26 protein-coding genes are annotated in these 26,867 nt (G+C 49.8%); 21 read left to right on the top strand and 5 right to left on the bottom strand.

What is annotated here, in order from left to right:
- Positions 1–223 precede the first annotated feature (223 nt).
- Entirely contained in the window at positions 224–880 is a 657-nt protein-coding gene (locus ABD836_RS14965) for a histidinol-phosphatase (RefSeq protein WP_344937484.1), read from the bottom strand.
- A gap of 171 nt (positions 881–1,051) precedes the next feature.
- Here ABD836_RS14965 and rppH point away from each other — a divergent pair, with 171 nt between their 5' ends.
- Positions 1,052–1,570 (top strand): RNA pyrophosphohydrolase, encoded by a 519-nt coding sequence (gene rppH, locus ABD836_RS14960; RefSeq protein ID WP_344937482.1) that lies wholly within the window; start codon positions 1,052–1,054, stop codon positions 1,568–1,570.
- Positions 1,570–3,837, top strand: coding sequence for a phosphoenolpyruvate--protein phosphotransferase (gene ptsP, locus ABD836_RS14955; RefSeq protein WP_344937578.1), 2,268 nt, complete (start codon positions 1,570–1,572; stop codon positions 3,835–3,837). Before rppH ends, ptsP begins: the two co-directional genes overlap by 1 nt.
- Here the strand turns inward: ptsP and ABD836_RS14950 are convergent.
- Positions 3,834–4,598 (bottom strand): NRDE family protein, encoded by a 765-nt coding sequence (locus ABD836_RS14950; RefSeq protein ID WP_344937479.1) that lies wholly within the window; start codon positions 4,596–4,598, stop codon positions 3,834–3,836. The genes ptsP and ABD836_RS14950 overlap by 4 nt on opposite strands.
- Positions 4,599–4,667: 69 nt before the next feature.
- Between ABD836_RS14950 and ABD836_RS14945 the strand changes: the two genes are divergently transcribed.
- The 15 genes from ABD836_RS14945 to ABD836_RS14875 all read left to right on the top strand — a co-directional run bounded on the left by ABD836_RS14945 (position 4,668) and on the right by ABD836_RS14875 (position 20,673).
- Positions 4,668–5,459 carry a sulfite exporter TauE/SafE family protein gene (locus tag ABD836_RS14945; RefSeq protein ID WP_344937577.1) on the top strand — a complete coding sequence of 264 codons (792 nt, stop codon included), beginning with the start codon at positions 4,668–4,670 and terminating at the stop codon, positions 5,457–5,459.
- A gap of 3 nt (positions 5,460–5,462) precedes the next feature.
- A complete protein-coding gene (gene lgt, locus ABD836_RS14940; RefSeq protein WP_344937476.1) occupies positions 5,463–6,269 on the top strand; it encodes a prolipoprotein diacylglyceryl transferase in 807 nt (268 codons plus the stop codon).
- Position 6,270: 1 nt separating this feature from the next.
- A complete protein-coding gene (locus tag ABD836_RS14935; RefSeq protein ID WP_344937474.1) occupies positions 6,271–7,110 on the top strand; it encodes a thymidylate synthase in 840 nt (279 codons plus the stop codon).
- A 13-nt stretch (positions 7,111–7,123) separates the two neighbouring features.
- Positions 7,124–7,642, top strand: a complete 519-nt coding sequence (locus ABD836_RS14930; protein ID WP_344937471.1) for a dihydrofolate reductase — start codon at positions 7,124–7,126, stop codon at positions 7,640–7,642.
- 302 nt (positions 7,643–7,944) lie between these two features.
- Positions 7,945–8,787 (top strand): DUF3450 domain-containing protein, encoded by an 843-nt coding sequence (locus tag ABD836_RS14925; RefSeq protein ID WP_344937469.1) that lies wholly within the window; start codon positions 7,945–7,947, stop codon positions 8,785–8,787.
- The gene (locus tag ABD836_RS14920) at positions 8,787–10,172 is read left to right on the top strand and encodes a MotA/TolQ/ExbB proton channel family protein (RefSeq protein WP_344937466.1); all 1,386 of its coding nucleotides are present in this window, start codon (positions 8,787–8,789) and stop codon (positions 10,170–10,172) included. The genes ABD836_RS14925 and ABD836_RS14920 overlap by 1 nt, the downstream gene beginning before the upstream one ends.
- Positions 10,173–10,175: 3 nt before the next feature.
- Entirely contained in the window at positions 10,176–10,703 is a 528-nt protein-coding gene (locus ABD836_RS14915; RefSeq protein WP_344937464.1) for a MotA/TolQ/ExbB proton channel family protein, read from the top strand.
- A gap of 10 nt (positions 10,704–10,713) precedes the next feature.
- Complete coding sequence (locus ABD836_RS14910) at positions 10,714–11,121, top strand: ExbD/TolR family protein (RefSeq protein WP_008252309.1); 408 nt, start codon at positions 10,714–10,716, stop codon at positions 11,119–11,121.
- A gap of 5 nt (positions 11,122–11,126) precedes the next feature.
- The gene (locus ABD836_RS14905; RefSeq protein WP_344937460.1) at positions 11,127–11,726 is read left to right on the top strand and encodes an energy transducer TonB; all 600 of its coding nucleotides are present in this window, start codon (positions 11,127–11,129) and stop codon (positions 11,724–11,726) included.
- The gene (locus ABD836_RS14900; protein ID WP_344937458.1) at positions 11,726–13,108 is read left to right on the top strand and encodes a tetratricopeptide repeat protein; all 1,383 of its coding nucleotides are present in this window, start codon (positions 11,726–11,728) and stop codon (positions 13,106–13,108) included. The genes ABD836_RS14905 and ABD836_RS14900 overlap by 1 nt, the downstream gene beginning before the upstream one ends.
- A gap of 267 nt (positions 13,109–13,375) precedes the next feature.
- On the top strand, positions 13,376–14,233 hold the full coding sequence (locus ABD836_RS14895) for a hypothetical protein (RefSeq protein WP_344937456.1): 858 nt from the start codon (positions 13,376–13,378) through the stop codon (positions 14,231–14,233).
- A 297-nt stretch (positions 14,234–14,530) separates the two neighbouring features.
- A complete protein-coding gene (locus ABD836_RS14890; protein ID WP_344937453.1) occupies positions 14,531–17,893 on the top strand; it encodes a transglutaminase family protein in 3,363 nt (1,120 codons plus the stop codon).
- 149 nt (positions 17,894–18,042) lie between these two features.
- Positions 18,043–18,543, top strand: coding sequence for a nitroreductase family deazaflavin-dependent oxidoreductase (locus tag ABD836_RS14885; RefSeq protein WP_344937450.1), 501 nt, complete (start codon positions 18,043–18,045; stop codon positions 18,541–18,543).
- Between the two features lie 14 nt (positions 18,544–18,557).
- On the top strand, positions 18,558–19,010 hold the full coding sequence (locus ABD836_RS14880) for a styrene oxide isomerase (protein WP_344937447.1): 453 nt from the start codon (positions 18,558–18,560) through the stop codon (positions 19,008–19,010).
- Positions 19,011–19,110: 100 nt separating this feature from the next.
- Complete coding sequence (locus ABD836_RS14875) at positions 19,111–20,673, top strand: cellulase family glycosylhydrolase (protein ID WP_344937446.1); 1,563 nt, start codon at positions 19,111–19,113, stop codon at positions 20,671–20,673.
- Here ABD836_RS14875 and ABD836_RS14870 read toward each other — a convergent pair.
- Entirely contained in the window at positions 20,651–21,910 is a 1,260-nt protein-coding gene (locus ABD836_RS14870) for an NADH:flavin oxidoreductase (RefSeq protein WP_344937445.1), read from the bottom strand. The genes ABD836_RS14875 and ABD836_RS14870 overlap by 23 nt on opposite strands.
- Before the next feature lie 121 nt (positions 21,911–22,031).
- Here ABD836_RS14870 and ABD836_RS14865 point away from each other — a divergent pair, with 121 nt between their 5' ends.
- Positions 22,032–22,637 (top strand): TetR/AcrR family transcriptional regulator, encoded by a 606-nt coding sequence (locus tag ABD836_RS14865; protein ID WP_344937443.1) that lies wholly within the window; start codon positions 22,032–22,034, stop codon positions 22,635–22,637.
- Here the strand turns inward: ABD836_RS14865 and ABD836_RS14860 are convergent, their stop codons facing one another.
- Positions 22,638–23,141, bottom strand: coding sequence for a DUF411 domain-containing protein (locus tag ABD836_RS14860; RefSeq protein ID WP_344937441.1), 504 nt, complete (start codon positions 23,139–23,141; stop codon positions 22,638–22,640).
- Positions 23,142–23,232: 91 nt separating this feature from the next.
- The gene (rsmD, locus tag ABD836_RS14855) at positions 23,233–23,856 is read right to left on the bottom strand and encodes a 16S rRNA (guanine(966)-N(2))-methyltransferase RsmD (protein WP_344937439.1); all 624 of its coding nucleotides are present in this window, start codon (positions 23,854–23,856) and stop codon (positions 23,233–23,235) included.
- Positions 23,857–23,943: 87 nt separating this feature from the next.
- Here rsmD and ftsY point away from each other — a divergent pair, with 87 nt between their 5' ends.
- From ftsY to ftsX, 3 genes are read left to right on the top strand one after another with little or no spacing between them, the layout of a single operon-like run.
- On the top strand, positions 23,944–25,062 hold the full coding sequence (ftsY, locus tag ABD836_RS14850) for a signal recognition particle-docking protein FtsY (protein ID WP_344937437.1): 1,119 nt from the start codon (positions 23,944–23,946) through the stop codon (positions 25,060–25,062).
- On the top strand, positions 25,059–25,739 hold the full coding sequence (gene ftsE, locus ABD836_RS14845) for a cell division ATP-binding protein FtsE (RefSeq protein ID WP_344937435.1): 681 nt from the start codon (positions 25,059–25,061) through the stop codon (positions 25,737–25,739). Before ftsY ends, ftsE begins: the two co-directional genes overlap by 4 nt.
- Complete coding sequence (gene ftsX / locus ABD836_RS14840) at positions 25,726–26,748, top strand: permease-like cell division protein FtsX (RefSeq protein WP_344937433.1); 1,023 nt, start codon at positions 25,726–25,728, stop codon at positions 26,746–26,748. Before ftsE ends, ftsX begins: the two co-directional genes overlap by 14 nt.
- The last annotated feature ends 119 nt before the right edge of the window (positions 26,749–26,867 follow it).

Genomic DNA, 26,867 nt, shown 5'->3' with positions numbered 1-26,867 from the left:
CCTACGGTGATTGTTTTGCCGTGTGTACTGACCAAGACGAAAGCACGGCTTGTCCGCTACCAATTGAAGGAACGCCGGGCGTGCCGGATGAGCTGCAGTCGGTATTGGATCAGTTGAATGCCTGCGCGCAGGCACCGCTGACGTGTTTCCCTGCTGGGTAATGGAATTTTTGATCTTCCAAAAGAGCTAATGCTTTATTGGTAAGGCTGGTTTGGTTGGTGTTTTAGTTGCGGAGACTAATTACCGGCCAACCAGCGTCTTCGGCATAACTTCTTAATTTCTCATCTGGATCAACCGCTACTGGGTTATCAACTGCCTTTAAGAGTGGCAAGTCGTTGTGAGAGTCGCTGTAAAAATAGGCGTCAGCCAGATTTTGTTCGGTGTCTGTGAGCCAGGCCTCTAGACGTGTTACTTTTCCCTCTTGGAAGCACGGTGTGCCGCTTGGGTTGCCGGTATAGCGGCCATCTATGATTTCACCTTCGCTGGCGAGTAGTATGTCAATTCCTAAAGCGGCAGCTATTGGGCCGGTAATGAAACTATTGGTTGCGGTAATAATTATAAGAACGTCACCAGCGGCTCGGTGTTTTGATATTAGGGTGTCGGCTTTAGGTAGGCGCAGGGGCTTAATGTATTTGTCCATAAATGCATCGTGCAATACTCTCAGCTCGGCGCTAGAGTATCTGCTGAGCGGTGCGAGGGAAAAACGCAAATAAGCGTGAATATCGAGGCTGCCTTGTTGGTACTGAAGATAGAACGCGTCATTTTGTTGCTTAAAATCGTTGCCGTCGACAATGCCCTCGTTGACGAGGAATTCACCCCAAGCGTGGTCGCTATCTCCACCGAGCAAGGTGTTGTCGAGGTCAAAAATTGCTAAGGGCATAGTGTATCTCTGCTAGATGTGGTCGGCGGGGTTTAATTTGCCGCCTAGCATAGCGCCTGTTGCAGGCTATTTCATCTTTCCCATCACTGGACTTCAATTGGTGAATTCCCAGGGTGGTGAATTTATGGAACAATAGAAAACAGACATAAAATCAAACCTATAGGTGAGCTAGTGATCGATTCGGATGGATTCCGCCCAAATGTTGGCATCGTGCTCGCGAATGAGCACGGCCAAGTTTTGTGGGCACGCCGTGTTGGTCAAAGCGCGTGGCAATTCCCTCAAGGTGGTATTCATGAGGGTGAAACCCCTGAAGCTGCGCTTTATCGTGAATTGTATGAAGAGGTTGGCCTGCGCGAGGAAGATGTTGATATGTTGGCATGCACTCGCGGCTGGCTACGTTACCGTTTACCCCAACGTTTGATTCGGCGTGAAAACAAGCCGCTATGTATTGGTCAAAAGCAGAAGTGGTTTTTGTTACAAATGAAAACCGATGACGCCAAAGTTTGTTTTGATTGCGGCGACAAAGCTGAATTCGATCATTGGCAGTGGGTGAGCTATTGGTATCCGCTCGGTCAGGTGGTGGCGTTCAAGCGTGAAGTTTACCGCAGAGCCATGAAGGAGTTGGCGCCACGCCATGCGCGCTTGGTGAAAGATAGCGCAAGCGAATTCAGCGCTGGTGAATTGCGATGATGCTCGAAGCGCTACGCAGTATTGTTCAGGCGGTTAACGCTGCGGGTGACCTGCAGACGGCTTTGGATATTATTGTTAGTCGTATTGCTGAGGTAATGAATACTGAGGTATGCACCGTTTATTTGCGTGATCCGGATTCTAAGCGCCTGATTTTTATGGCAAACCAAGGCTTGAACCCAGATTTGATTGGCAAGGTCAGCCTCGGCCCGGACGAGGGCTTGGTCGGTTTGGTGGCGCGCCGTGAAGAGCCGGTTAACCTCGATCATGCTGAAAAACATCCCAGCTTTTTGTATTTACCAGGTATTGGTGAAGAACAGTACCACTCGTTTTTGGGTGCACCGATCATACACCAGCGCTCGGTGATGGGCGTTTTAGTTGTGCAGCAAAAAGACAGCCGCCGCTTTGATGAAGACGAAGAGGCTTTTCTTGTAACAATGTCGGCTCAGCTGGCAGGGGTTATTGCACACGCCCGTGCTACCGGCTCGATCAATACTGCCCAGAATACTGTTGGCGCGACAGCATCGTTTAAGGGTATTGCTGGCGCGACCGGGGTGGCGATTGGCCAAGCTGTAGTCATTGTTCCGCTGGCCGAATTGCATTCGGTGCCTCGTCGCCAAAGTGATGATCCGCAAGCCGAGCTTCTGGCGTTTACAGCTGCGCTAGACGCGGTTCGCCGAGATATTCGCGCCTTGAGTGAAAAGTTACTCACTCAGTTACCGCCGGATGAACACGCTTTATTTGATGTGTATTTGCGGATCATTGATGATGGCGCGTGGGCGTCTGAGGTCGTTGCTAAGATCGAAGAGGGCGAGTGGGCACAAGGCGCGCTAAGTCAGGTAATGTCCAGTCATGTTCGCGCTTTTGAAATGATGGAAGATGCTTATTTCAAAGAGCGCGCCACGGATATTAAAGACTTGGGTCGCCGAGTGTTGTCGTACTTGCAGGCCAGCGATGTAGAGCCAACGGAATACCCTGAAAAAACTATTTTGGTGGGTGAAGAGCTTACTGCGTCGATGCTGGGTGATGTGCCTCGCGAGCGATTGGTGGGCATGGTGTCAGTGCGTGGGTCGAGTAATTCCCACGTAGCAATTTTGGCGCGCGCCATGGGTATTCCAACGGTGATGGGCGCCAGCGATTTACCCTATACTCAAATAGAAAAAGCCAATCTTATTGTCGACGGCTACTCAGGTTATGTTCACTACAACCCTACGCCTGAAATTTATGAGCACTTTCAATCGGTTTCGGAAGAGGACCACGCCCTAAATCAGGGGTTGGAAGCCTTGCGCGACCTTTCCAGTGAAACGCTGGATGGACATCGTATGCCGCTGTGGGTAAATACTGGCTTAATGGCTGATGTCGCTCGCTCGCTGGACCGTGGCGCCGAGGGCGTTGGTTTATACCGTACCGAGATTCCGTTTTTACTGCGCGAACGTTTCCCTAGTGAGGAAGAGCAGCGCATTATCTATCGGGAGCAGCTGCTCGCTTTTGCACCCTTGCCAGTGACGATGCGCACATTGGATATTGGTGGTGATAAAGCGCTGCCGTACTTCCCCATTGAAGAGGAAAACCCATTTCTTGGTTGGCGGGGGATTCGCGTTACGCTCGATCATCCGGAGATCTTCTTGGTTCAGGTGAGGGCGATGCTCAAGGCCAGCGAAGGTCTCAATAATCTGCGTATTATGCTGCCGATGATCAGCAATGTGCAGGAAGTTGATGAAGCCCTAGAGTTGGTGCGCAGAGCGTATGATGAGTTAATTGAAGATGGTTGGGAAATTAGTCTGCCGCCGATCGGGGTGATGGTTGAGGTGCCTGCAGCGGTTTATCAGGCGCGGCAACTAGCGCGTCGTGTCGATTTTCTGTCGGTTGGGTCGAATGATTTAACGCAGTATCTGCTGGCCGTTGACCGAAATAACACGCGCGTTGCTGATCTATATCACGCCTACCATCCTGCAGTGCTAAATAGTTTGCAGCAGGTGGTCGATGCCGCACATGCCGAGGGTAAACCTGTTGGCATTTGCGGGGAATTAGCAGGGGATCCTGCAGCGGTATTGATTTTAATGGCGATGGGCTACGATATGTTGTCCATGAATGACAATAGCCTACTGCGTGTTAAGGCGGTTATCCGTAGCTGTCGATTCGAAGATTTACAGGCTCTACTCGATGGTGTGATGTTGGTCGATACTGCTGACGAAGTGAAGGCCATATTGCGCAAAGCCATGATCAATATCGGGATGGAGCGTTTGCTCCAGCCTGTCGGTAGCGCCTAGGGCTGGTTTGCTCTCACATTGAAATGATTTAGCGACTGCGGGTCTAGAAAGGCGGGATCGGCGGCACTGGTGTTGTAGAGTTGTTCCCAGAAGTCCCAGTTACCATCGCGGTGGCGGTATAGGATGCTGCTGGACCGCGTACCGTACTCTGCACCGGCTAAGCTGACAAAGCGACTCGATAGCCCGCGGTAGAGTGGCTCTTTGTGTTCCCCTGTACTTTCCTTGTTCTGTAGCATGCTTAGCAATGCTACATGGTCGCCTCGGTGGTGCAGCGTTGCTTCTAGATCTCGCTTTCCCTTTCTCGTTTTTTCGTTGGCTGCGCTGAGCGGGAAATTGCCAATGGCGTGACTTCCCTGTGGTAATGATTGCCAGCCGGGTTCGGCGTTATTGCTGTAGCCCAGTGTCTTGCCATCAAAAGCGATGAAGTTAAACGGCCGGTAATTTGCTTTGGCTGCTTCCAGTTGGTCTAGGTGTTTCGCGGTATTGGTATCGGTTAATAGAAAGTTTTTGACCAAGTCGCCACGGCTGCGCTCACCTTTCGATTCGACCTCGCGGAGATTGGTGACCGCGGCAAAGCGGCCGTTGCGGCTTATGCCGAGCCAACTTCCGCCAAATTCTAAGTCGCGACCCGCCAATATTTGTGGGTGCTCCGGCCAGTAGTTGGCGGGCAGAGTGGGGCGTGAGTAAAACTCATCGCGGTTAGCAGCAACAATTAGTGGATGTTCCGGCTGTTGTTGCCATGACAATAAAATCAAACACATAGAATCATACGCTGTTGTTTGCCGGTTGAGGTCGTCATAATAGCAGTTTTATAGCGAGTCTAGTGTGTGATGGTATTGCTGGTATACCTTGGCGTTGGCGCGATAGCTGGATTTGCTGCCGGCTTGTTCGGCGTTGGTGGTGGGCTTGTTATCGTACCTGCGCTAATGGCTTGTTTCGCCGTTTTGGCGGTGTCCCCGGATATCGCCATGCAGCTTGCGGTGGGTACGTCGCTGGCTGCGATTGTGGTGACATCACTTAGCTCCGTGCGAGCCCATCATAAAATGGGCAATATAGACTGGGCTAGTTGGCGAGGCTTATCACCAGGGATTGCCTTAGGGGTGGTTCTTGGGGTTGCCACGGCAAGTCGCTTAGAGGCGGCCAGCTTGAAGTTAGCCTTTGGTGTGTTTTGCCTTGTGATTGCTGCTTATATGGGGCTTGCCGGCGCACCAGCGGCGAAAAGAGCTTTGCCGGGCACTGCCGGGTTGTTGTCTGCGGGGGTCGGAGTTGGTTATTTCTCCGCATTGTTTGGCGTTGGCGGCGGTTCTTTAACCGTACCGTATTTGACTTGGTGCAATATGCGTATGCAGGCGGCGGTGGCTACATCTGCTGCTTGTGGTGTCCCCATTGCAATTGTGGGTGCCTTAACTAATGTCATTGTCGGATTTGGTCACGCAAGTTTGCCTGAATACAGTACTGGGTTTGTTTATTGGCCAGCGTTATTGGGCTTGGTTTTATTGAGTGCGCCCTGTGCTAAATGGGGCGCGCGATTCGCTCAGCGTCTATCGGCGGTGCATTTGCGCCGTGCTTTTGCTGGGTTCTTGTTAGTAGTAGGAAGTCAATTTATTTGGGGAGCACTATAGGGCATGTTGAGACATCCTGATATCGATCCAGTCGCCGTGAGTTTAGGGCCGCTGTCTATTCATTGGTATGGGCTGATGTACTTAGCCGGATTTGCCGCTGCGTGGTATATAGCCAAGCGCCGCAGTCACCAGCCTTGGAGTCCGTTAAATGAGGCGCAAGTTGAGGATCTGATTTTTTACGGTGCCGTGGGTGTGATTTTAGGCGGACGTTTTGGTTACGTGATTTTTTATAACTTTCCTCAGTTTTTGCAAGATCCGCTGTGGCTGTTTCGGATTTGGGAAGGTGGGATGGCCTTTCACGGCGGCTTGCTTGGAGTCATTGTTGCTGTTGCGCTCTATGCTCGCAAAATTAAAGTACCGATATCGGCGCTGTGGGATTTTATCGCACCGTTAGCGCCTATTGGCTTAGGCCTTGGTCGCATTGGTAATTTTATTGGTCAAGAGCTTTGGGGGCGGCCCACTGATGGACCGTGGGGAATGTTGTTTCCGCGAGACCCGCTGCAGCTGCCGAGGCATGCATCGCAGCTCTATCAGTTCGCTTTGGAAGGGGTGGTTTTGTTTGCAATTTTGTTTTTCTATACCCGAAAACAACGTCCGCCGTACGCTGCGGGATCGTTGTTCTTGGTGTGTTACGGCAGCTTCCGCTTTTTAGTAGAGTTTGTCCGCGAGCCTGATCGTCATATTGGCTTTGATGCCATGGGCTGGCTTACGCGCGGACAAGAGCTTTCGTTGCCTATGATTTTGATCGGTGGGCTTTTGTTGGTGTGGACTTATAGTTGCAACGCAGCAATGGATAAAACAGGAAAATAGTATGCAACAGTATTTGGATTTGCTACGCGATGTTCGTGACAACGGTACCGATAAAGGGGACCGCACCGGGGTGGGCACACGATCTGTATTTGGCCGGCAATTGCGTTTTGATTTACAGCAGGGCTTCCCCCTGCTAACCACAAAAAAAGTGCATTTACGCAGTATTATTTGTGAGTTGGTGTGGTTCCTTCAGGGGAGCTGTGATAATGGTTGGCTGCAGGACCGCGGGGTCTCTATTTGGAATGAGTGGGCGTTGGAGGATGGCGACTTAGGGCCTATTTACGGTAAACAGTGGCGCAGCTGGGCTTGCCCTGATGGCAGTACCATCGATCAGATCAGCGAAGTTATCGACATGATTCGCCGTAAGCCGGACTCTCGGCGCTTGTTGGTGAGTGCCTGGAATCCTGCCGACCTCCCTGATGAGTCGTTGAGTCCGCAAGAGAATGTGCGGCGCGGCCGGGCGGCATTGCCGCCGTGCCATACCTTGTTTCAGTTTTATGTGGCGGAAGGGCGCTTATCTTGTCAGCTTTATCAGCGTAGTGCTGATTTATTCCTGGGTGTTCCTTTTAATATTGCGAGCTACGCCTTGCTAACTCACATGATTGCGCAGCAGTGTGATTTAGAAGTTGGTGATTTTGTACACACCTTTGGCGATTGCCACCTTTATCAAAATCACCTCACCAACGATATTGTGGAGGAGCAACTGCGGCGCTCACCCCGAGCTTTGCCGAAACTGCACATAAAGCGGCGACCTGAGTCCGTGTTTGATTATAGCTTTGATGATTTTGAGTTTGCTGGCTATGAGCCATATCCGGCCATAAAAGCCCCAATCGCGATCTAATTTTGGAGGTTTTATGACGGTTACTGTTTCGATGATTGTGGCGATGGCGAATAATCGGGTCATTGGCGTGGACAATCAATTGCCCTGGCGCCTGCCTGCGGATCTTAAGCATTTTAAAGCGATGACCATGGGTAAGCCGATTATCATGGGGCGTAAAACATGGGAGTCGATTGGGCGACCATTACCTGGGCGTCGGAATATTGTTATCAGCAGGCAGTCTAATTATTCGGCCGCTGGCGCTGACGTGGTGGCCAGTTTGTCGGCGGGGTTAGAGTTGGCATGTGCTCACGCCGGAGCGGAAGGCTTGGCGGAAGTGGTGGTGATTGGTGGCGAGGCAATTTATCGCAGTGCGCTCAACAAGGCGCAAAAAATCTACTTAACGGAGATAGATCTCAGTGTTGAGGGCGATGCATGGTTTCCGGAGCTGGATGGCGCGGAGTGGCAGGAAACGACTCGAGAGTGTTACCCCGTAACAAATCCTGAAGACTTGGCGTATAGTTTCGTGACCTTAGAGAGGGTTTCGGCTGAATAGTAGGTGGTTTGTACGAATAACGATCAGGCGCTTTGCGCAAAGGCGAATTTGTCTTTGTAGTGAGCGTTACTTGAAAGCCTGTTTTTGTTACCTAAATTCTCGAATCTGTAACACATCAACCCAGCAATATTGCAATATTTTTTATATTACGAAACATTTAGTTTTCCCGTTGATTCTTATGATTGCTCATGATTAAAATAAGCTCCGCTGTATGAAAGCACGGTCTTAAGACTGGCCGTACGGCTGAACAAGATAATAAGCTCTGCTTTCACTAAACGTCCCAAATAGGAAAAGCAATTCCCATGAAAACGCAACGATTGAAGACAATCGCGCTGGCGGTCGGTATGGCTGCAAGTATGCTGGCTATGTCGCCGGCCTACTCGGCTGATACAAATGCTGGGCAAGATTCTGCGGCAGCACAACTGCCACCCCCTAAACCATTGATTCCTGTTAGTAAAGTTCTTGATGTAGGTGTTAAAAGAACTAAGGCTGCAAAAGCGTCGCAGGTTAAAATCGACCGTCTAGCAGCTGAAACAGGTGATTTGCTCCAAGATTATAAAACTGTGATGAAGCAGGTTGATGGCTTGCGCGTCTATAACGGTCGTCTTGAGAAGCAGATTGCCGGTCAGTTACGCCGTATTGCAGGTTTAGAGCGTTCAGTTGACGACGCCACTGTAATTCAGCGTCAAATTACGCCTTTGCTAATGCGTATGATCGACGGCCTAGAGCAGTTTGTCGCTTTAGACGTTCCATTTCATATCGACGAGCGTAAAGAGCGTGTAGAGTTTTTGCGCAGCAACATGGATCGCTCCGATATCACTATCGCTGAGAAATTCCGTCAAGTGCTTGAAGCCTACAAAATTGAGAACGAATACGGTCGCAAAATTGATAGCTACAAAGGTGTTGCCTTGGTTGCTGGTTCAGAGCGCGATGTAAACTTCTTGCGTATAGGTCGTATTGGCTTGATGTACCAAACCACTGACGGCGAACAGTCTGGTGCTTGGGATCAAGACAAGCGCAGCTGGGTTGAATTGGATTCTGGCGACTACCGCAGCGCGATCCAAAAGGGTCTGCGGATTTCGAATAAACAGGCTTCTATCGATATTATGAAACTCCCGATTCCTGCTCCGGAGGCTGCGAAATAATGAAACGTAATCTATTTAAGGCCGCAGTGCTTGCGTTTGGCGGTATGGTTACCGTTGCAGCGATGCCCGCTATGGCAGAAGATGCGAAGTCACTTGATGAACTGCTTAAAATGGTTCGCCAAGGCTATGCGACCGATGCACGTGAAAACAAAGAGCGTGAGCAGCGTTTTGTCGCTGCCCGTTACGACCAGAAAAAGACCCTGGACGAAGCGAAGCGTACTCTTGCTGCAGAAGAAAAGCGTTCTTCAGATCTGGAGAAAAGCTTTGAAGAAAATGAAACCGTTCTCACCGAGAAACAGCGCCAGCTAAAAGAACGTTTGGGTACATTAACCGAGCTGTTTGGTCACTTGACCTCTACCGCTGGTGATTTGCGTTCAAACTTCCAGTCGTCACTTGTCAGTATTCAGTTTGCTCAGCGCGAACAGTTCATTGATGATTTGATTGCTAAAATGTCTGGTGCTGAAGAGCTGCCTAGCATTGAGGAAATCGAGCGCGTTTGGTTCGAACTACAGCGTGAAATGACTGAGTCTGGTCGCGTTGTTAAATTCCGCACCACTGTAACCAGTGCTGGCGGCGAGAAAAGCGAACAGGACGTTGTACGTATCGGTACTTTCAACGCGGTTAACACCGAAGGTGAATACCTGCAGTACATCGCTGAAAACGGCACATTGGCAGTATTGTCTCGCCAGCCTACCCGCTACATGGGTTGGGCGGAAGATTTGGCCAACGCTACGTCAGGTATGCACCCCTTTGGTGTTGACCCTACTGGTCCTACCGGTGGTTCTTACCTAGCCGCATTGATTGACAGCCCAACCTTAACTGAGCGCTGGCATCAGGGTGGTGTGGTTGGTTACGTAATCAGTGCAGTTGGTGCTTTGGCTATGTTGATTGCGATTTGGCGTTTGATTGTTCTTTCTATCGAAGATATGAAAGTGAACAGTCAGCTGAAAAGCAAAAAAGCCAACAGCAATAACAGCCTCGGTCGCGTATTAAAAATCCATGAAGATAATCCAACCATGGATGCAGAAACTTTGGAGCTGAAGCTGTCGGAAGCGATTCTGAAAGAAACTCCGCGCCTAGAGAACTCGCTGAATCTACTTAAGATTATTGCCGCAGTTGCCCCGCTACTGGGTCTACTAGGTACCGTTACCGGTATGATTATCACCTTCCAGGCCATCACCATCTTTGGTGCTGGTGATCCAAAAGCAATGGCTGGCGGTATCTCTGGTGCACTGGTAACTACTGTACTCGGTCTGGTGGTAGCGATCCCAACAGTTCTGCTGCACACATTTGTCAGCGGTCGGGCCAAGAAGATTATTCATGTTCTTGACCAGCAAACTACGGGCATCATTGCCGAACACACGGAAGGTCACGCGGGGAATTAAGCGATGTACCTACTGAATGAATGGGCGGAGATAATTCGACGATTCATGGATGCAGGCGGCGACGTACTATGGGCCATCGCCGGCCTGACGTTCCTGATGTGGACTCTCGCTCTGGAAAGACTTTGGTATTACAAATTTGAGTTGTCGAAAGACGTCAATGGTGCCATTGGTAGCTGGGAAAAACGCTCAGAGCGTAAATCCTGGAATGCCAAGCGAATTCGCGAAAAGCTGATATCCCAAGTATCACTTAAAATTAATGCGAGTTTGCCAATGATCCAAACAATGGTGGCGCTGTGCCCACTGTTGGGATTGTTGGGTACTGTTACCGGTATGATTGAAGTGTTTAATATCATGGCGGTAACAGGTGGCGGCGATGCTAAATCGATGGCCGGCGGTGTTTCTAAGGCAACAATCCCGACAATGGCGGGTATGGTTGCAGCTTTGTCAGGCGTTTTTATCAATACATATGTTAAAAGTATTGCGGAACGTGAGAGCGAGCTTTTGGAAGACCATCTGACAACAGATCACTAAGAGAGCTAACATGAGAAGGAATAAAAGAGGCGGACAAGAGGATAATCCCTCTGAAATAGACTTAACGCCGATGCTCGACGTTGTGTTTATCATGTTGATCTTCTTTATTGTAACAGCGTCCTTTATTAAGGAAGCTGGCGTCGAGGTGAACCGCCCAGACGCGTCAACATCAAGTAAAAAAGAGAATGTTAATATTCTGATTGCTGTAACGGCAACTAATGAAATCTGGATTGATAAACGCCGGGTAGATAAGCGCGCAGTACGCTCTGTTGTTGAGCGGATGCACGCCGAAAATCCAAAAGGTGCTGTTGTTATTCAGGCTGATAAAGCCTCGAATACCGAAACAGTTACTGCGGTTATCGACGCTAGCCGATCGGCTGGTGTATACGATGTTTCATTGGCCACTGAAGACAGCTGATCAATATGAATATTCGACTTTTATATGGTGCCGCATTGGCATTTGTGGTGACAGCTGCGCTGTTCATCATAATGCCATCGCTTATCGAGATGGCTGATAAAACGCTGGACGAAAAACCGCGTACGAAGCTGGCCGATATCCAAATGCCGGACACCAAGATTGAGACAATGAAGGACAGCAAGCCCGATAAGCCGAAGGAGCCTGACGAGCCACCGCCGGATATGGAGCAACCTGAGATGGAAGACATCAATCCGAACTTGGATGTTGTCAATATGACCCCAGCTCAGAGTGTCGATCTGACCAATACTGCCGGGGGGCTTTCTGCTTCCGACGGTGAGTACTTGCCAATCGTCAAAGTTGCGCCAATATATCCGCGCCGTGCGCAAAGTCGTGGCGTCACCGGATATTGTACTGTCGAGTACACGGTTACTAAAGCGGGTACTACCCGTGATATCGTGGCAGTCGATTGCGAGCCGTCTGGTTATTTTGAGCGTGCTTCTGTAAAGGCCGCAGAGAAGTTTAAGTACAAACCGCGTGTGTCCGACGGCGAGCCTATTGAGGTGCCGGGCATACAGAACCGGTTCACTTATGAGTTGGAAAAATAATGTCTGATTATCACTCGAGCACTAAAGCGATGCGTCCGGTGTTGGTCAAGCTGGGTTGTTCTCTGGTCTTAGGTGTTGCCACTGTTCTTGCGCTGCCGGTAGTTAGTACTGCCATGCAGCCGCTAGTCGGTGAGCAAAGCGTGGGTATTGCCCACGCTGCCGAGAAAAAGGAAAAGCCTAAGCGCAGCACACGCAGAACGCCGGCAATCCGCGCTAAAATTTATGAAAAATTAAATGAAGCGCAGATGGCTGCGGACGAGAAAAAGTACACTCAGGCGATTCAGCTGCTGAATGAACTCCGTGATAAGGAAGGCCGGAATTCGCTCAATAGCTATGAACTCGCCAATTTGTATAATATGTATGCGTTTATTTATTTTACGCAGGAAAAATACGAATTAGCTTTGGATGCATACCGCAATGTTGTTAAGCAGCCGGATATTCCGGAGGCGATGGAGTTAAACACTAAGTACACTATCGCTCAGCTTTACTTCGTAAAAGAGGATTATCGCAACGGCGTTAAAACTCTGCAGGAATGGTTTAAAGCCAAGCAGGAAATGCAGGAAGACCCTGGCGCAGGCGCATACGCACTGTTGTCACAGGGTTACTACCAGCTAAAGGACTTGAACAAGGCGCTGAAGTACATTGAAGTAGCTATCGATGACTATACTAGCCGTGGCAAGGTTCCTAAAGAGCAATGGTGGGGCTTGCAGCGCTATTTGTATTATGAAAAGAACGACATTAAGCGTGTTGCCGCGATTCTTGAAGAAACGCTAAAGCATTACCAGAAAAAAGCCTACTGGCTCCAGCTTTCAGCCATGTATAACGAGCTGAAAATGGAAAGTAAGTCGACTGCAGCAATGGAGACGGCTTACACCGAAGGTGTTCTGGATAATGATAAAGAGCTGATTAATATGGCTTACCTGTATCTGTCTCAGGAAGTGCCATACAAAGCGGCTAAGGTGTTGGATAAAGGCATTAAGAAAGGCCAGATTCCTGCAACCTCTAAGAATCTTGAATTGTTAGGTAATGCTTGGCGTCAGGCGCAGGAGCTGAAAAAGGCGATTCCAGAGATGGAAAAAGCTGCAGCTAAGTCTGAGAAAGGCGAATTGTGGTCACGGTTGGGGAATATTTACCTCGATAACGATGAGTTTGGTAAAGCCGAAAAGGCGATCGAAAACGCATTTAAAAAAGGTGATCTCAAACGGCCAGATACTGCTTATTTAGTGCTTGGTATGGCTCGTTTCAACCTGCAGGAATATGAGGGCGCTAAAAAGGCCTTTAAAGAAGCAGCGAAAAGCGAGAAGTCTAAGGACTACGCGAAGCAGTGGATGCAGTTCATGGACAAAGAGCTTCAGCGCCAAGAAGCACTTAAAGACGGCTGATTTTGCTTTTAAGTTCTGCGAAAAGGCACCTTCGGGTGCCTTTTTTGTTTGTGTAATTTGCACGGTTTAGTGGAAGTTAATGACGGCTCTTCCTATAGTCATTAGACGTCAATGAAGTTGGTAGTAGTTATGAGTTCTTGTCGGTACGTTGAGTACAGATGTTTTAAATTGCTGTGCTGTGTTACTGCCTTACTTCATGCATCCTTTACCTTAGCAACTCCCCTCGATTCTGATACGCCACGGCAAGACATTTTAACGCGGACGCTCGTGAGTGCTGAAGCTACGCGTGATAATTGGTCTGAGACATGGGTGGGTTTTGCGGAAGGCGTTGATCGATATTTTAGTAAGGAAGAGACGCCTCCTGATTATACTAATGAGAGTTATGTAAAGGTTCAGCTCAAGCAGACATGGGAAGAGCGTGGCGGAATTCAGACCGATGTACGAGTAAAAGCCAAATTCGATCTGCCAAATACCCAGCGGAAAATGAAGGTTTTTTTCAGCAGCGACGAGGAAAGCGAGAATTCACTAGAAGAGCGGGTACGCAGTAACTCTACAGGTGAGCGCTTCAGTCGTAAGGAGTCGGTTTCTGGTCTCGAGATTACCCCAGACAGCGAATGGCATAAGTGGAAGCGTTCGGCACGAATAGGGGTTAAGCTGCGCGCGCCTTTAGTCGGTTTTGGCCGTTACCGCCTCAGACGCTCGTTTGATAATTGGGGTGAATGGACTCCGGAATTTCTGCAGGAGATATGGTATTTCAGTGACCGGGGCTGGGGTGAATCTTCAGAATTTGAGCTAAGTAGACCGCTGGGCGAGCGCTCAAGCCTGCGGTACTGGACTGTACTCGAATTTGAAGATCAATATGATTACTTCGAAAACGTTCACGTGTTTTCCCTCGCTCAGGGCTTATCAGATAGATCCGGTGTGGAGTACCGCGGTGGCTTGGTGTTTTCTAATGAATTTCAAGCCCAGTTGACCGCCTATTTTACTGGCGTTAGCTATACCTATAAGTTGTATGAAGAGTGGGTGTTTGTCACGGCGAGCCCAGAAGTCTTTTTCCCTAAAATCGATGGATGGAACGCCGAAGCCAGTTTTACGATAAAACTGGATGTTTACTTCTCTCACTGATGAGTTGCGGGCTCACCGCCGTGTTTATTTTCGCTGGCTCAGTCTTTTGATACGTCATTTTAGGGATCTGGCGGTCAAAGTTCTGAGCGAAGATGGCGCAGAATGTGCTTGATCTTGACTAGTAGTGTCGTAAGTAAATATTTCTTTGTCATGTTTATGCGATGGAAGCCCACCGCGTAGGCGTATATTTTGTCATGTTCGCGGTATTATGGCGAAAGGGGCACCCTAGTTGACCGTAGTTCAGCTAGTAAATAATCAATCTTTGTCGATTGAGTTGCGGTATTCGCAGGAGATGTAATGACAATTCGCGTGGCAATTCACCATAAAACCTACTACAAGTTCGACCGCGAGGTTAACTTGTCACCCCACATCATTAGGCTCAGACCGGCGCCGCACAGTCGTACTCCAATTCATAGCTACAGCATGAAGGTCGTGCCGGAAACCCATTTTTTAAATTGGCAGCAAGATGCTTTTGGTAATTATCTTGGCCGCCTCGTGTTTCCGGAAAAAACCGACAAGTTTTCTATAGAGGTCGAGGTCATCGCCGACATGACGGTGATAAACCCCTTCGATTTTTTCCTTGAAGAATACGCAGAGAATTTTCCGTTCTATTACAAGAAGCAGCTTAAAAAGGAGCTGGCACCCTATTTAGAGAAGGAAAAGCAAGGCAAGAATTTCAATGCCTTATTAAAGACAATTTCGAAAACACCAAGACGAATGAACGATTTTTTGGTGGAAGTGAATCAGATACTTGAAAGGAAAATAGAGTATTGCATTCGCTTTGAGCCAGGCGTGCAAACGCCAGAGGAAACCCTCAGTCTAGCGAAAGGATCATGCCGCGACTCTGCGTGGTTGTTGGTCCAAATATTCCGCCATTTAGGTTTGGCGGCGCGTTTTGCATCCGGTTACTTGGTGCAGCTGAGCTCGGACGAGAAATCCTTAGATGGGCCTAGTGGGCCAGAAAAAGATTTTACCGACCTTCATGCCTGGTGTGAGGTGTATATTCCTGGCGCGGGTTGGATAGGCCTAGATCCCACTTCTGGCTTATTTGCTAGTGAGGGACATATTCCCCTTGCATGTACCCCAGATCCAGTCTCGGCTGCGCCAATCGAAGGCTATACCGACGAGTGTGAAGTTGAGTTCGATTACACGAATGAGGTCGAACGAGCTCATGAAGATCCCCGTGTCACCAAGCCTTATAGCGATGCCGAATGGGCAGATATCTTGCTATTGGGTGATGCTGTCGACCGTGACCTTGTCGCCAAAGACGTTCGGCTTACTATGGGAGGGGAGCCCACTTTTGTATCGGTTGACGATATGGAGTCTGCGCAATGGAATATCGCCGCTCTCGGCGCCGATAAACTGCGTCTAGCGAAAACATTGTTGTTGAAATTACGTAATCACTTCGCCCCGATGGGGCTGTTGCACTACGGTCAAGGCAAGTGGTATCCCGGTGAAGAAGTGCCTCGGTGGGCCTTGGGTCTGTTCTGGCGAAAAGACGGCGAAGCCATATGGACTAAGCCTGAGCTTTTGGCGCGAGTTGACCAGGATTACGGACATACTGTTAAGAATGCCGAGAAATTCGCGGTAAAACTTGCAGGCTTGCTCAGCCTCCCCAAAGATTATGTGCAGCCCGCGTTTGAAGATGCTCTGCACTATTTGTTACAAGAGCAAAAGATCCCAAAGAATATCGATATTCTCGCCGCAAAAATCAGTGATGATCTAGGGCGTCGTCGCTTAGCCCGCCTTTTGGAACAGGGGTTTAAGGATCCTAGTGGCTATATTGTACCTCTCGCCTGCGATCCTGAAAGTGGTGAGTGGAGTAGTAGTATTTGGAACGTTAAGCGCGAGCGGCTTATTCTTACGCCCGGTGATTCGCCGATGGGTTTGCGCCTGCCGTTGGGTGATTTACCTGAGTCAGCTGAGCCGGATATACCTGCCGATCGCGATCCTTTCGAACCGCGAGGTGACTTACAGGCACGCGAGGATATTCATTTTCCGCCGGAATCGTATCCGCCGACAGCGCAAAAATTGCAGGACGCGAGCAAGGCAATTGCCGAAGCCTTGGACGATAGCGTGCCCTTGGTGCGCACAGCAATGTGTGTTGAGGCACGCGGCGGCAAGGTGCATATCTTTATGCCGCCATTACACAGTCTTGAACACTATATTGAGTTAGTGGCTGCCATTGAAGAAACAGCTGAATCGCTCGCTGTACCTGTAATTATTGAAGGTTACGAGCCACCACGAGATCCACGAATACAAAAACTATTGGTGACGCCAGACCCTGGTGTAATCGAAGTGAATGTCCATCCGACGTCTAACTGGCAGGAGTTAGTAGCCAATACGACCGAGCTCTACATTGCTGCACGGGAATGTCGCCTGGGTGCGGAGAAATTCATGCTCGATGGCCGCCATACCGGTACTGGCGGTGGTAATCATATTACGCTTGGCGGTGCGACGCCGGCGGATAGTCCTATATTGCGTCGCCCAGATTTGCTGCGCAGCCTGGTTACTTTCTGGCAGCACCATCCTAGTTTGTCGTATATCTTTTCTGGCGCATTTGTCGGCCCTACGAGTCAGGCTCCCCGCGCTGATGAAGGCCGTGATGAGATGCTCTATGAAATGGAAATTGCATTTCAGCAAATGCCTGAGGGCTTGGCGGATCAGCCTTGGCTGGTCGATAGGTTGATGCGAAATTTACTTATCGATATCACTGGTAATACCCACCGTGCAGAGTTTTGTATCGATAAGCTGTATGCGCCAAATAGCGCAACTGGGCGTTTGGGGATATTGGAGTTTCGCGGTTTTGAAATGCCGCCCCATAGTCGTATGGCATTGGTTCAGGCTTTGCTTATCCGCACCTTGGTCGCGCGGTTCTGGGCTGAGCCATACAAAAAGCCCTTAGTACGGTGGGGAACCGCGTTACATGATAAATTTATGATGCCTCATTTTTTGTGGCAAGACATGAAGGAAGTTATCGCTGACTTACAGTTGCATGGATTTCCGTTCAAGGCTGAATGGCTTTTGCCTTTTGAGGAGTTCCGTTTCCCGCATTACGGTCGCGTTAAACTCGACGAAATCGAAATTGAATTACGGTGGGCGGTGGAGCCCTGGAATGTACTTGGCGAAGAAGTTGGTAGTTTCGGTACTGCTCGATATGTGGACTCCTCGGTAGAGCGGCTGCAAGTCAAAGTCAGTGGCTTAACGGACGGGCGTTATATTCTCGCTTGTAATGGCCGACGTGTTCCGCTGCGTAATACTGCTACGCATGGTGAATATGTTGCTGGAGTGCGTTATCGGGCGTGGGCGCCGCCATCGGCATTGCATCCAACGATTGGCGTTCACACGCCCCTGATATTTGATCTTATCGACACATGGACAGGGCGCTCGATGGGTGGCTGTAGTTACCATGTTTCTCACCCCGGCGGCCGGAGTTACGAGACCTTCCCAGTAAACGCTATGGAGGCAGAGGCGCGCAGGGGGAACCGTTTTGGCACTTTAGAGCACACCCCCGGCCCCTATACACCACGGCCAGATTTAGATGCGGTGCGGGAGTTTTTCCCTGAGCCGCCTCGGCCCTTGGCGCCGCCACCGGAAGAGTCACCGGGCGAATACCCCCATACTTTGGATTTGCGGAGGGCGCCAAACTGGGTCGGGTAAATCCCATTCGTCGGTGCTAAGAGTAACGGCCATGTTGCCAGTGATAAAACGCACTGGCACATGGCCGTTTTTGTAACTGTTAAATGGGGGCTTAGGCGTTAAATTAGTATACTTTTTAAAGAATGCCGTAAAAACTGAGAATAATAAAAATGGCTAGTAAGTTCGATTATGTAAAAGCGCGTCGTGAGGAAGTCGATGCCATCCCGCTTAAATGGCAGGGCGCGGTGCAGCGGGTAATGAAATATTATACTCGCTTCAATGTTTGGGTTTACAAGCGGAGCAGTGGTCGTTTGATGAAAAATTTTCCCGGCGGCTTTCCAGTTTGTATTGTGGGAATGACGGGGAAACGTTCCGGTGAACGTCGCGAAATCGCACTCATACACCTGCCATGGAATGATAAGAAGCTACTGGTCGCCTCTCAAGGCGGAATGGAGAAACATCCGCTGTGGTATTTCAATATTTCGGCGAATCCGCTGATCGATATTATGGTTGGGGGTGACACGCAGAATTACCTTGCCGAACAGGCCAGTCCTGAAGAAAAGCGGGAGTTGTGGCCCCATCTTTTGAGCTTATATCCGGACTTCGACGAGTACCAAGCGCGTACTGATCGAGACATTCCAGTGTTTATTTGTTCCCCAGCAAAAATCTAATAAAAGGATAAATTATGTTGGACTCACCATTGGGCCGCGATCAGCAGCGTCGATTAGCCATGCACGGTTTCATCGTTTTGTTCTTGGGTTTATGGTCTGGTGTTGGTTTTTCTTATGCCGCAGCGACGATGGTGACGAGTGACCCTGGCTATGGTGCCTGGCGCTTTGCGCATATGGAAGGGATTGTTAATGGTCTTCTATTACTCGCGGTAGCCGGTATTTGGCTGCGGTTAAATTTGCGCAGTCCCTTACTTAGCATGGCAAGAGTTGTTCTGGTCTTGGGGTGCTACGCGAATATAATTGGTCCGATATTGAATGCCTTGTTTATTGGGCGTCGACTTATTGTGCCGGAAACTGCATTAGAGGCATTTGTGGTGTATGGATTCTATATTCCAGGTACCTTCCCCTTGTTGGTGCTGCCGATCTTTGTGATTAATCTATATCGACAGCGCGATGACATGGTGTGAACTGTGTTGCCCTAGCGGTATCGCAGTTTAATGTAGTATCTCTTAAATAAATACCGTCGGCTCAAACGTGGGTGGTCTGGCAAGTAAATGGATTTAAAGCATGAAAAATAAAATACCACCGCGGCCGGCAATTTTTCAATTGATCATAATTATGATTGCAGTGGTGTTGTCTGGCTGTAATAGCAAAAGCTCCACTCAAACAGAGTCGGTGCCGAATCAAGCAAATACATGTCCGGCTTCCGCGCAAGACTCAGGTGATACCCCTCGGTTACAGCGCGACGGTCGTTGGCTGATTGATAATCACAATCGTGTGGTAATCAGCCATGGCGTGAACTTAGTTTGGAAGTTGGCTCCGTATTTTCCTCCAAATAGCCTCGAAGGCTTTACCGCTGCCGACGCTGATTGGTTGGTTGAACATGGTTTTAATACTGCGCGTATTGGCACTTTGTGGATTGGTGTTTCTCCCACCGCACCGGGGGAGATTGATCAGAATTACCTTGCCGCTTGGGATCGAGTCGTACAATTACTTGCTGAGCGTGGGATTTGGATGCTCTTCGATTTTCATCAGGATATGCTGGGTGAGATATATCAGGGCGAGGGTGTTCCAGAATGGGGCATTCCAACCGGCTTAACCACCAGTCTGTTAGGGTCGCCGGCACTGGGATTTCCGTTTAATTATTTCACTCCCCAGGTATCGGAAACATTCGATAATCTCTGGGCCGAACGGGGCGAAATTTGGCAGGGCTATGGTGCTGGGTGGCAGGCAATTGCCAGCAAGTGGGCTGATCAGAGCTACTCAATGGGTTATGACCTGCTCAATGAGCCATGGGCAGGCTTAGAATGGCCGACCTGTATACTGCCTGAGTTGGGGTGCCCTGCTGCAGACCGAGAAATACAACCGTTTTTTGAGCATGCTATTACGGCTATTCGAGGCGTTGATAGCAAAAATATGGTTTGGATCGAACCTCAGCTACTGGCAGGCGGTACCGGCACGCCAACGGGGTTTACGCCCATTGATGGCGAATCGCAGCTTGGCTACTCAGTTCACAATTACTGCCCTTTGACCGCGTTCTTGCAGGCCGCGGATTTGGGTCTACCTATACCCGATGTATTGCCAGATACCTGTGAAGGGTTTGAGGGAAAGGTGTTTGAGCAGGCGCGTATAACCAGTGAAAGAATCGGTGCTGTTGAGCTCGTGACTGAATTTGGTGCGAGCGATGACACTGTGCTCTTAAATAGGGTTGCGAACTTGGCCGATACGCATTTAACAGGTTGGCAGTATTGGGCTTATAAGAACTGGAATGATCCCACAACACAATCACAAGAAAGCGGCGCACAAGGTCTATTTACTGATGACGGCGATCTCAGCAGCGCAAAGCTCGACAAGCTGAGAGAGTTAGAGCGTAGCTATCCCCAGGCGACGGCGGGTATTCCGTTGGAATTGTCGTTCGACACAATTACGGCTGATTTTCACTATCGCTACCAAATTCGTGCCGCGAATGCGGATACACAAATTTACTTGCCCAAACTTCATTACCCTAATGGCTACAAAGTTGAGGTTAGCGGCGCAACCGTAAGCTCTGCGGCGAATGCGAATCTGTTAATGCTAAAAAACAACAGCTGTGAAGGCGAGGTCGACGTCACTGTAAGCAAATTGCCCTGAATGATTTGCTCGGCCCGATATCTGGCATGCTTCTAAACTGTGTGCAGTGAATACCCTGAGGGCTTTCAATTGTACTCACACATTCATTGCAATGAGTGCAGCGGCTTACAAAACCTTTCTCGGCTTGCGCGCGATTCGGTAGATCTGGGTCGCTGAGTAGGCTTCGTCCTAATTGAATAAAATCAAATCCTGCGGCCATTAACTGGTCAAAACTTGCTCGAGTGCTCGCGCCGCCGACGTAAATCATCTTGCAGCTTACTACTTCACGAATACGTTTAGCCTGCTCTAAAAAATACAACTCTTTATAGGGGTAGTCTTTAAACATCGATTTACCCGCAGCGCGCAATATCATTCGCATGATGCGGCTCGGCTCAGTTTTGAGCATGCAGGGTAAAATATTACCGCCGCGAAACATGATCATGGGATTCATGGTGCTGGTGCCACCGCTGGTGATAATGCCGTCAATGCCCGCTTGGTCTAGAAACTTGCTGATCTCTACGGCGTCGTCGTAGTGCAAACCGCCGCGCACGCCTTCGGTCATACTGATTTTGCCGAGTAGTGGGAAATCCTTGCCCACGGCCTCGCGCACCGCCGTTAATACTCTTAGTGGTAAGCGCATACGATTCTCTAAGCTGCCGCCGTATTCGTCTTTACGTTTATTGGTTTTAGGGCTCATAAATTGGCAAAGGCCGTAACCGTGACCAAAGTGAATTTCTAGTGCGTCAAAGCCCACCGATTTCATGAAAATTGCGGCGCGGGCGTAACTGCTGACCATGGCGTCGATGTCGCTAAGGCTCATCGCATCACAAAAAAACATTCCCTGCGCGATGCCTAAACCATTTACGCCAAAACTTGGCCCCAGTGGTCGGCGTCGACTAAGCTGGCGATTTTTAGAAAAGCCGCCGCTGTGACCCATTTGGCCGGAGACCAAGGTGCCGCGTTGGTGTAGGTCGGCGATTAAGCTGCTCAATTGGACGCGGATGCCTTCATGCATATACATCATGTTTTCATTCAAGCGGCCGTCGTTCTCTACTGCGCAATAGCCCAAGGTCGTCATCGCAATGCCGCCGTCGGCAAGCCCACCATGAAAACGCTGCAGGCGGTCGCCGGGAACGCCGTTTGGCGTCATATTTTCAAAGGTGCCGGCTTTGATAAAGCGATTTTTTAGGGTCAAGCCGTTAATGTTGGCGGCAGAAAAGCAGGAAGCTGCGGCGTCACTGGCAATTTGCTTGGTCATAATAATTATTGTCGTTTTGAATGATATGTAGCTAGGCTACATATCATTTGCTTAGCCAGCAAGTTAAACTTAGCTCATCGTTAGAAAGATTGATTTACTCGTTAATAGGAATTTGTGTGTGATGACCGTCGTTAAACCCGCGGCCAGAAAAACCCAGTCGCAACGCCGCGAAGAAACGTCGAATTTGGTCTTGGCCAGTGCGATCAAATTGTTTGCTGGCAAAGGCTATACGGCAACGTCACTAGAGGATGTCGCCGCCGATACCGGGCTGACAATAAGGCCGATTTATCATTACTTTGGTAATAAAATACAGCTTTTTGAAGCAGTCACCGAAACTCAGGAACGCGTACTTTTAGATCAGTTGTTGGCGTTAGACCCAAGTTCACCAAGTATTTTATACGAGGCGTGGGACTGCTTTATCGATTGCTGTCAGCAGCCCGGTTTTGTACAAATTGTGTTGGTAGACGCCCCACATATTTTGGGGCGTGAGCGCTTGGCGAATACCTTGGTGGTGAAGCAAGTGCGGGCAATGCTTGCACAAGGTCAGCGCGGTTTGAAAATTAAATCACCCTTAACTGCGCTGGATCAAGAATTCGCGATGCGAATATTGGTAGGTGGATTAACCGAAGCTGCTTTAATGGTTGGAACAAATCCTGACTATGACAGCCGGGTGATGATAAAACGAATATTTACCTTTTTAGCTCCCGACAAAAATTTGCCCGGTTAATTATTGTTCGGTCTTGTTTTTGATCGTAGCGTAAACCTGGGTGCTGCCGTCATGTAGTAGCAACAAAACGTCATAGGCTTGGAAGCCGCGGCCCATATCCATGCCGGGGCTACCTATGGGCATGTTTGCGACAATGAGGCCGCGCGCGCCATCGGGCTTTTCAGCTAAAAACTGTGTGATATAGCGCGCAGGAATATGGCCCTCAAAAACAAAACCGTCACTGGATACAGATGTATGGCAGGCTTGCAGCTTAGCTGGAATGCCAAGTTCAGCTTTTAACGCATTTAGCTTGTCATGGTTTTGCACTGTGGCACTGAACCCTTGTTGTTGCACGTGCTCAACCCAGGCGCCACAACACCCACAGTTTGGGTTTTTGTGTACTGATAATTCGGCGTTATGCGCAAGCTGAGGCTGGGCCGTGACATCATTGCCAAAGCTGTAAGCGGATATCGTTGCACTAGTAAATAACGCAAGCAGGGAGGCTTTGATTTTACTTGCTGGCATGATTGCTCCACGGTGACATAGTTTTGACGGGTAGAAATTCTAGCTTAGCGATGTATGGCTAGGGGGTAAAGGTGGACTCTAACTTTAACAGTCATGCTTCCATTTGCTCCCTAACTGATACTAGCCGATAAATAACCTGTCCCGCTTTCTTTTCTTTATCTATTTGCCAGTTAGCGGGTAAGGCGGGCAGTGGTTCGTCGCTGGCGGTTTCTATATAAATCTGGGTATGCGGTTTTAATGAGTGCTTGGCCAAGCTAGCAATTACAGGTGCGAGTAAGTCCAAGTGAAATGGCGGGTCTAGGAAAATTATATTGTAGCTTTGCGCGCTTTTATTCAGAAAGGCGAGGGCTTCTTTGCTGTGTACGGTGGCGTGAGGGCAGCGCAAGTTTTCCAGCTGTTGACGAATTTGCTGACAGCTACTGCGATCAGTGTCGACAAAATCGCAGTGCGCGGCGTAGCGCGACAGAGCTTCGAGCCCCAGCGCGCCAGAGCCGGCAAATAAATCTAAGCAGCGGGCACCGTGAATGGTGGGGTTGAGCCAGTTAAACAGTGTTTCGCGGATGCGGTCGCTGGTTGGGCGCAGGCCGGCGGCACCCTCAAAATCAAGCTTGCGACTGCGCCACTGGCCGCCAATGATCCGCAGGCTGCCCTGTTGGCGACTGCTTGGGCTCGTATTAGCTGCTGCATTGCTAGAATTACGGGGGGCTTTGGCCATGGTGTTTCCGGTGCCAGTTACTCAGAGAAATGGTAGGATACGGCTTTTATTTATACTGTAAACCTTACCCGGAATATAAATACCCGCATGACTGAGAATTCAAAGCCGCCCGAAATCGAAACTGAAGTCGTTAAGAAGGGCTTATTTGCCCGTTTCAAAGAGTCTTTTGTTGGCTCAGAAGAAGATCAGGCGGCGCTGGCGGCGGCTGAAGGCTTTATCGACGACAAAGAAATCGCCCCGTGGCAGCACCTGGAATTAACCCCAGAAGAGCAAGCTTCCCTGCTGGTGCGCTTTCGCGACGGTCTGAGTAAGACTGGCGCCCAGTTGGGCGAGGGCATGGCCAATCTTTTCCTCGGTCGGAAAGAGATTGACGACGAGCTGCTCGAAGAGATTGAAACCCATCTGCTTATGGCTGATGTTGGTGTAGATGCCACCCAAGAAATTATTGGCAACCTTACCCGCCGAGTATCACGCAAAGAACTGGATAACCCCGAATCACTCTACGTTGCGCTGCAGGAAGAATTGAGTACTTTACTGGCGGCGGCTGAGGAGGAGTTGGTAATCCCTGAAGGTCCTGGCCCCTATGTCATTTTAATGGTTGGCGTTAACGGCGTGGGTAAAACCACCACCATTGGTAAATTGGCCAAGCAATTTCAGGCCGGTGGTCGCTCCGTAATGTTAGCGGCAGGTGATACTTTCCGCGCAGCTGCGGTCGAGCAGCTGCAAGTGTGGGGCGAGCGTAACGAAGTGCCGGTTATTGCCCAGCACACGGGTGCCGATAGTGCTTCGGTGTTATTTGACGCACTGCAAGCGGCCAAAGCGCGCAAGGTCGATATTCTTATTGCGGACACCGCTGGCCGTTTGCACAATAAAGACAATTTAATGGAAGAGCTGAAAAAGGTAGTGCGGGTGCTGAAGAAGCTTGATCCCAATGCGCCTCATGAAGTGATGCTGGTGCTGGACGCCGGTACTGGTCAAAATGCCTTAGCCCAAGCCAAGCATTTTCAGGCCGCAGTAGGTGTTACTGGTCTCACATTGACTAAGCTTGATGGCACCGCCAAGGGCGGTATCGTGTTTGCTATTAGCAAACAGCTGGGTATTCCCATTCGATTTATTGGGGTGGGCGAGGGTATCTTAGATCTGCGCCCCTTCCGCGCCTCTGAATTCGTCGGCGCCTTATTTGGTTGGACACAAAAGCAGCAATGATTCAATTTGATCAGGTCAGCAAGCGCTACGAGGGCGGTCATGAAGCACTCACCGATGTGAGCTTTCATATTCCCCGTGGTGAAATGCGGTTTTTAACCGGCCATAGCGGCGCGGGTAAAAGTACATTGCTGAAATTGATCATGGTGATGGAGCGCGCAAGCACCGGCCAAGTTATTGTTGGTGGGCGCAATTTATCAAAATTGCCAGTGCGCCATATTCCCGAAGTGCGCCGAGATGTTGGTGTAGTATTTCAAAATCATCAGTTGCTATTTGATCGTAGCGTTTATGACAATGTTGCCCTGCCACTGATTATTGCTGGTTACGGCCATCGCGACGTTGGCCGCCGTGTGCGGGCGGCGCTGGACAAAGTTGGGTTGCTGGATAAAGAACGCAAAAATCCCGTTACCCTGTCTGGTGGTGAGCAGCAGCGAGTAGGTATTGCTCGAGCAGTGGTCAACAAGCCCGCGCTTTTGCTGGCCGATGAACCCACCGGTAACCTTGACCCCCAGCTCTCTGCTGAGATCATGCATCTATTCGAACAGTTTAAGCAGGTTGGGGTTACGGTGTTGATTGCCAGTCACGACCTCGCGCTGATTGCGCGAATGCCTTATCGTTTGCTTACTCTGCGCAAGGGCCGCCTCATAACGGCGGGAGGGGCTGATAATGGCCCAGAATAAACTGAATAAGCGGCGTTTGGGGCAGCTACAAACCCCTGCTGCCCGTAAAGATGTGAAAGGCGCTCGCCGACATAGAACGGGTTTGCGCGACCGACTCGCCAGCTATCGTAGTCATCATAGGCAAGTCGCTCTTGATAGTTTGCAGCGCCTGTTGCATCGGCCTGCCGCCACTTTATTAACGAGCTTGGTAATTGCCATTGCGCTCGCCCTGCCGACGAGCTTGTATATTGGTTTGAATAATATTGAGGCGGTGAGTAGTGGCTGGGAAGGCGCTGCGCGTATCTCTCTGTTTCTAAAGCCAAAAGTATCGACGAGTCAGGCCGAAAATCTACGTCGCAGTATTGCGGCGCGGGACGGTGTTCTAAACGCCGAGTATATTTCCTCAGATGCCGCTTTAGTGGAATTTCGCGCCAGCTCTGGCTTTGGTGATGTGCTTGACCAATTAGACAGTAACCCCCTGCCAGGATTGATTGTGGTAACGCCTCGCGAGGCGAATATCTCCGCCGCGGCGGTTACGGAGCTTCAGAAAGGCTTGGCTAAGCTCCCTGAGGTGGATTTGGCTAAGCTGGATATGGAATGGCTACAGCGCTTAAATCAAATTACAGAGTTAGGTCGTCGCCTCACTCTGGCGCTAGCCGGGATGCTAGCGGTAGGGGTGTTACTGATCATTGGCAATACCATTAAGCTCGCCATAGAGAGTCGGCGTAGTGAGATCCTGGTCGTAAAGCTGGTAGGCGGAACCAATGCCTTTGTGAGACGGCCCTTCCTATATACTGGTTTTTGGTATGGCCTGAGCGGCGGACTGGCATCATGGTTTCTAGTACAGGGCGGATTGTATTGGTTGCGGACGCCAATTTCCGAGTTGTCAGTGTCGTATCAAAGTGATTTTCAGCTATTAGGTTTGGGTGTGCTCGATAGCTTATTGTTATGGCTATTCGCCGGAGGCCTAGGCCTGCTGGGCGCTTGGCTGGTTGTTGGGCGAGAATTGCGGGCAATAGAACCAAGCTAATAGGGCTAAATTTACTCGTTATAGGCCGTGGTCTGTGGGTTTTAGGGAATTGGGGCTTGAACTTTTAGTGGTTTGGGACTCTAATAAGTGCCAGTGTTTTTTCATCAATATCTAGGAGG

Source organism: Zhongshania borealis, from assembly GCF_039539625.1.
Classification (GTDB): domain Bacteria; phylum Pseudomonadota; class Gammaproteobacteria; order Pseudomonadales; family Spongiibacteraceae; genus Spongiibacter; species Spongiibacter borealis.
The sequence above is the reverse complement of the archived record's forward strand: the minus strand, read 5'-3'. Positions and strand labels throughout refer to the sequence as shown.

Coding starts and splice junctions, on each gene's coding strand:
- ABD836_RS14965 (WP_344937484.1), bottom strand. CDS start 880: ATGCCCTTAGCAATTTTTGACCTCGACAACACCTTGCTCGGTGGAGAT.
- ptsP (WP_344937578.1), top strand. CDS start 1,570: ATGCTCGAAGCGCTACGCAGTATTGTTCAGGCGGTTAACGCTGCGGGT.
- ABD836_RS14950 (WP_344937479.1), bottom strand. CDS start 4,598: ATGTGTTTGATTTTATTGTCATGGCAACAACAGCCGGAACATCCACTA.
- ABD836_RS14945 (WP_344937577.1), top strand. CDS start 4,668: ATGGTATTGCTGGTATACCTTGGCGTTGGCGCGATAGCTGGATTTGCT.
- lgt (WP_344937476.1), top strand. CDS start 5,463: ATGTTGAGACATCCTGATATCGATCCAGTCGCCGTGAGTTTAGGGCCG.
- ABD836_RS14935 (WP_344937474.1), top strand. CDS start 6,271: ATGCAACAGTATTTGGATTTGCTACGCGATGTTCGTGACAACGGTACC.
- ABD836_RS14930 (WP_344937471.1), top strand. CDS start 7,124: ATGACGGTTACTGTTTCGATGATTGTGGCGATGGCGAATAATCGGGTC.
- ABD836_RS14925 (WP_344937469.1), top strand. CDS start 7,945: ATGAAAACGCAACGATTGAAGACAATCGCGCTGGCGGTCGGTATGGCT.
- ABD836_RS14920 (WP_344937466.1), top strand. CDS start 8,787: ATGAAACGTAATCTATTTAAGGCCGCAGTGCTTGCGTTTGGCGGTATG.
- ABD836_RS14915 (WP_344937464.1), top strand. CDS start 10,176: ATGTACCTACTGAATGAATGGGCGGAGATAATTCGACGATTCATGGAT.
- ABD836_RS14910 (WP_008252309.1), top strand. CDS start 10,714: ATGAGAAGGAATAAAAGAGGCGGACAAGAGGATAATCCCTCTGAAATA.
- ABD836_RS14905 (WP_344937460.1), top strand. CDS start 11,127: ATGAATATTCGACTTTTATATGGTGCCGCATTGGCATTTGTGGTGACA.
- ABD836_RS14900 (WP_344937458.1), top strand. CDS start 11,726: ATGTCTGATTATCACTCGAGCACTAAAGCGATGCGTCCGGTGTTGGTC.
- ABD836_RS14890 (WP_344937453.1), top strand. CDS start 14,531: ATGACAATTCGCGTGGCAATTCACCATAAAACCTACTACAAGTTCGAC.
- ABD836_RS14885 (WP_344937450.1), top strand. CDS start 18,043: ATGGCTAGTAAGTTCGATTATGTAAAAGCGCGTCGTGAGGAAGTCGAT.
- ABD836_RS14880 (WP_344937447.1), top strand. CDS start 18,558: ATGTTGGACTCACCATTGGGCCGCGATCAGCAGCGTCGATTAGCCATG.
- ABD836_RS14875 (WP_344937446.1), top strand. CDS start 19,111: ATGAAAAATAAAATACCACCGCGGCCGGCAATTTTTCAATTGATCATA.
- ABD836_RS14870 (WP_344937445.1), bottom strand. CDS start 21,910: ATGACCAAGCAAATTGCCAGTGACGCCGCAGCTTCCTGCTTTTCTGCC.
- ABD836_RS14865 (WP_344937443.1), top strand. CDS start 22,032: ATGACCGTCGTTAAACCCGCGGCCAGAAAAACCCAGTCGCAACGCCGC.
- ABD836_RS14860 (WP_344937441.1), bottom strand. CDS start 23,141: ATGCCAGCAAGTAAAATCAAAGCCTCCCTGCTTGCGTTATTTACTAGT.
- rsmD (WP_344937439.1), bottom strand. CDS start 23,856: ATGGCCAAAGCCCCCCGTAATTCTAGCAATGCAGCAGCTAATACGAGC.
- ftsY (WP_344937437.1), top strand. CDS start 23,944: ATGACTGAGAATTCAAAGCCGCCCGAAATCGAAACTGAAGTCGTTAAG.
- ftsE (WP_344937435.1), top strand. CDS start 25,059: ATGATTCAATTTGATCAGGTCAGCAAGCGCTACGAGGGCGGTCATGAA.
- ftsX (WP_344937433.1), top strand. CDS start 25,726: ATGGCCCAGAATAAACTGAATAAGCGGCGTTTGGGGCAGCTACAAACC.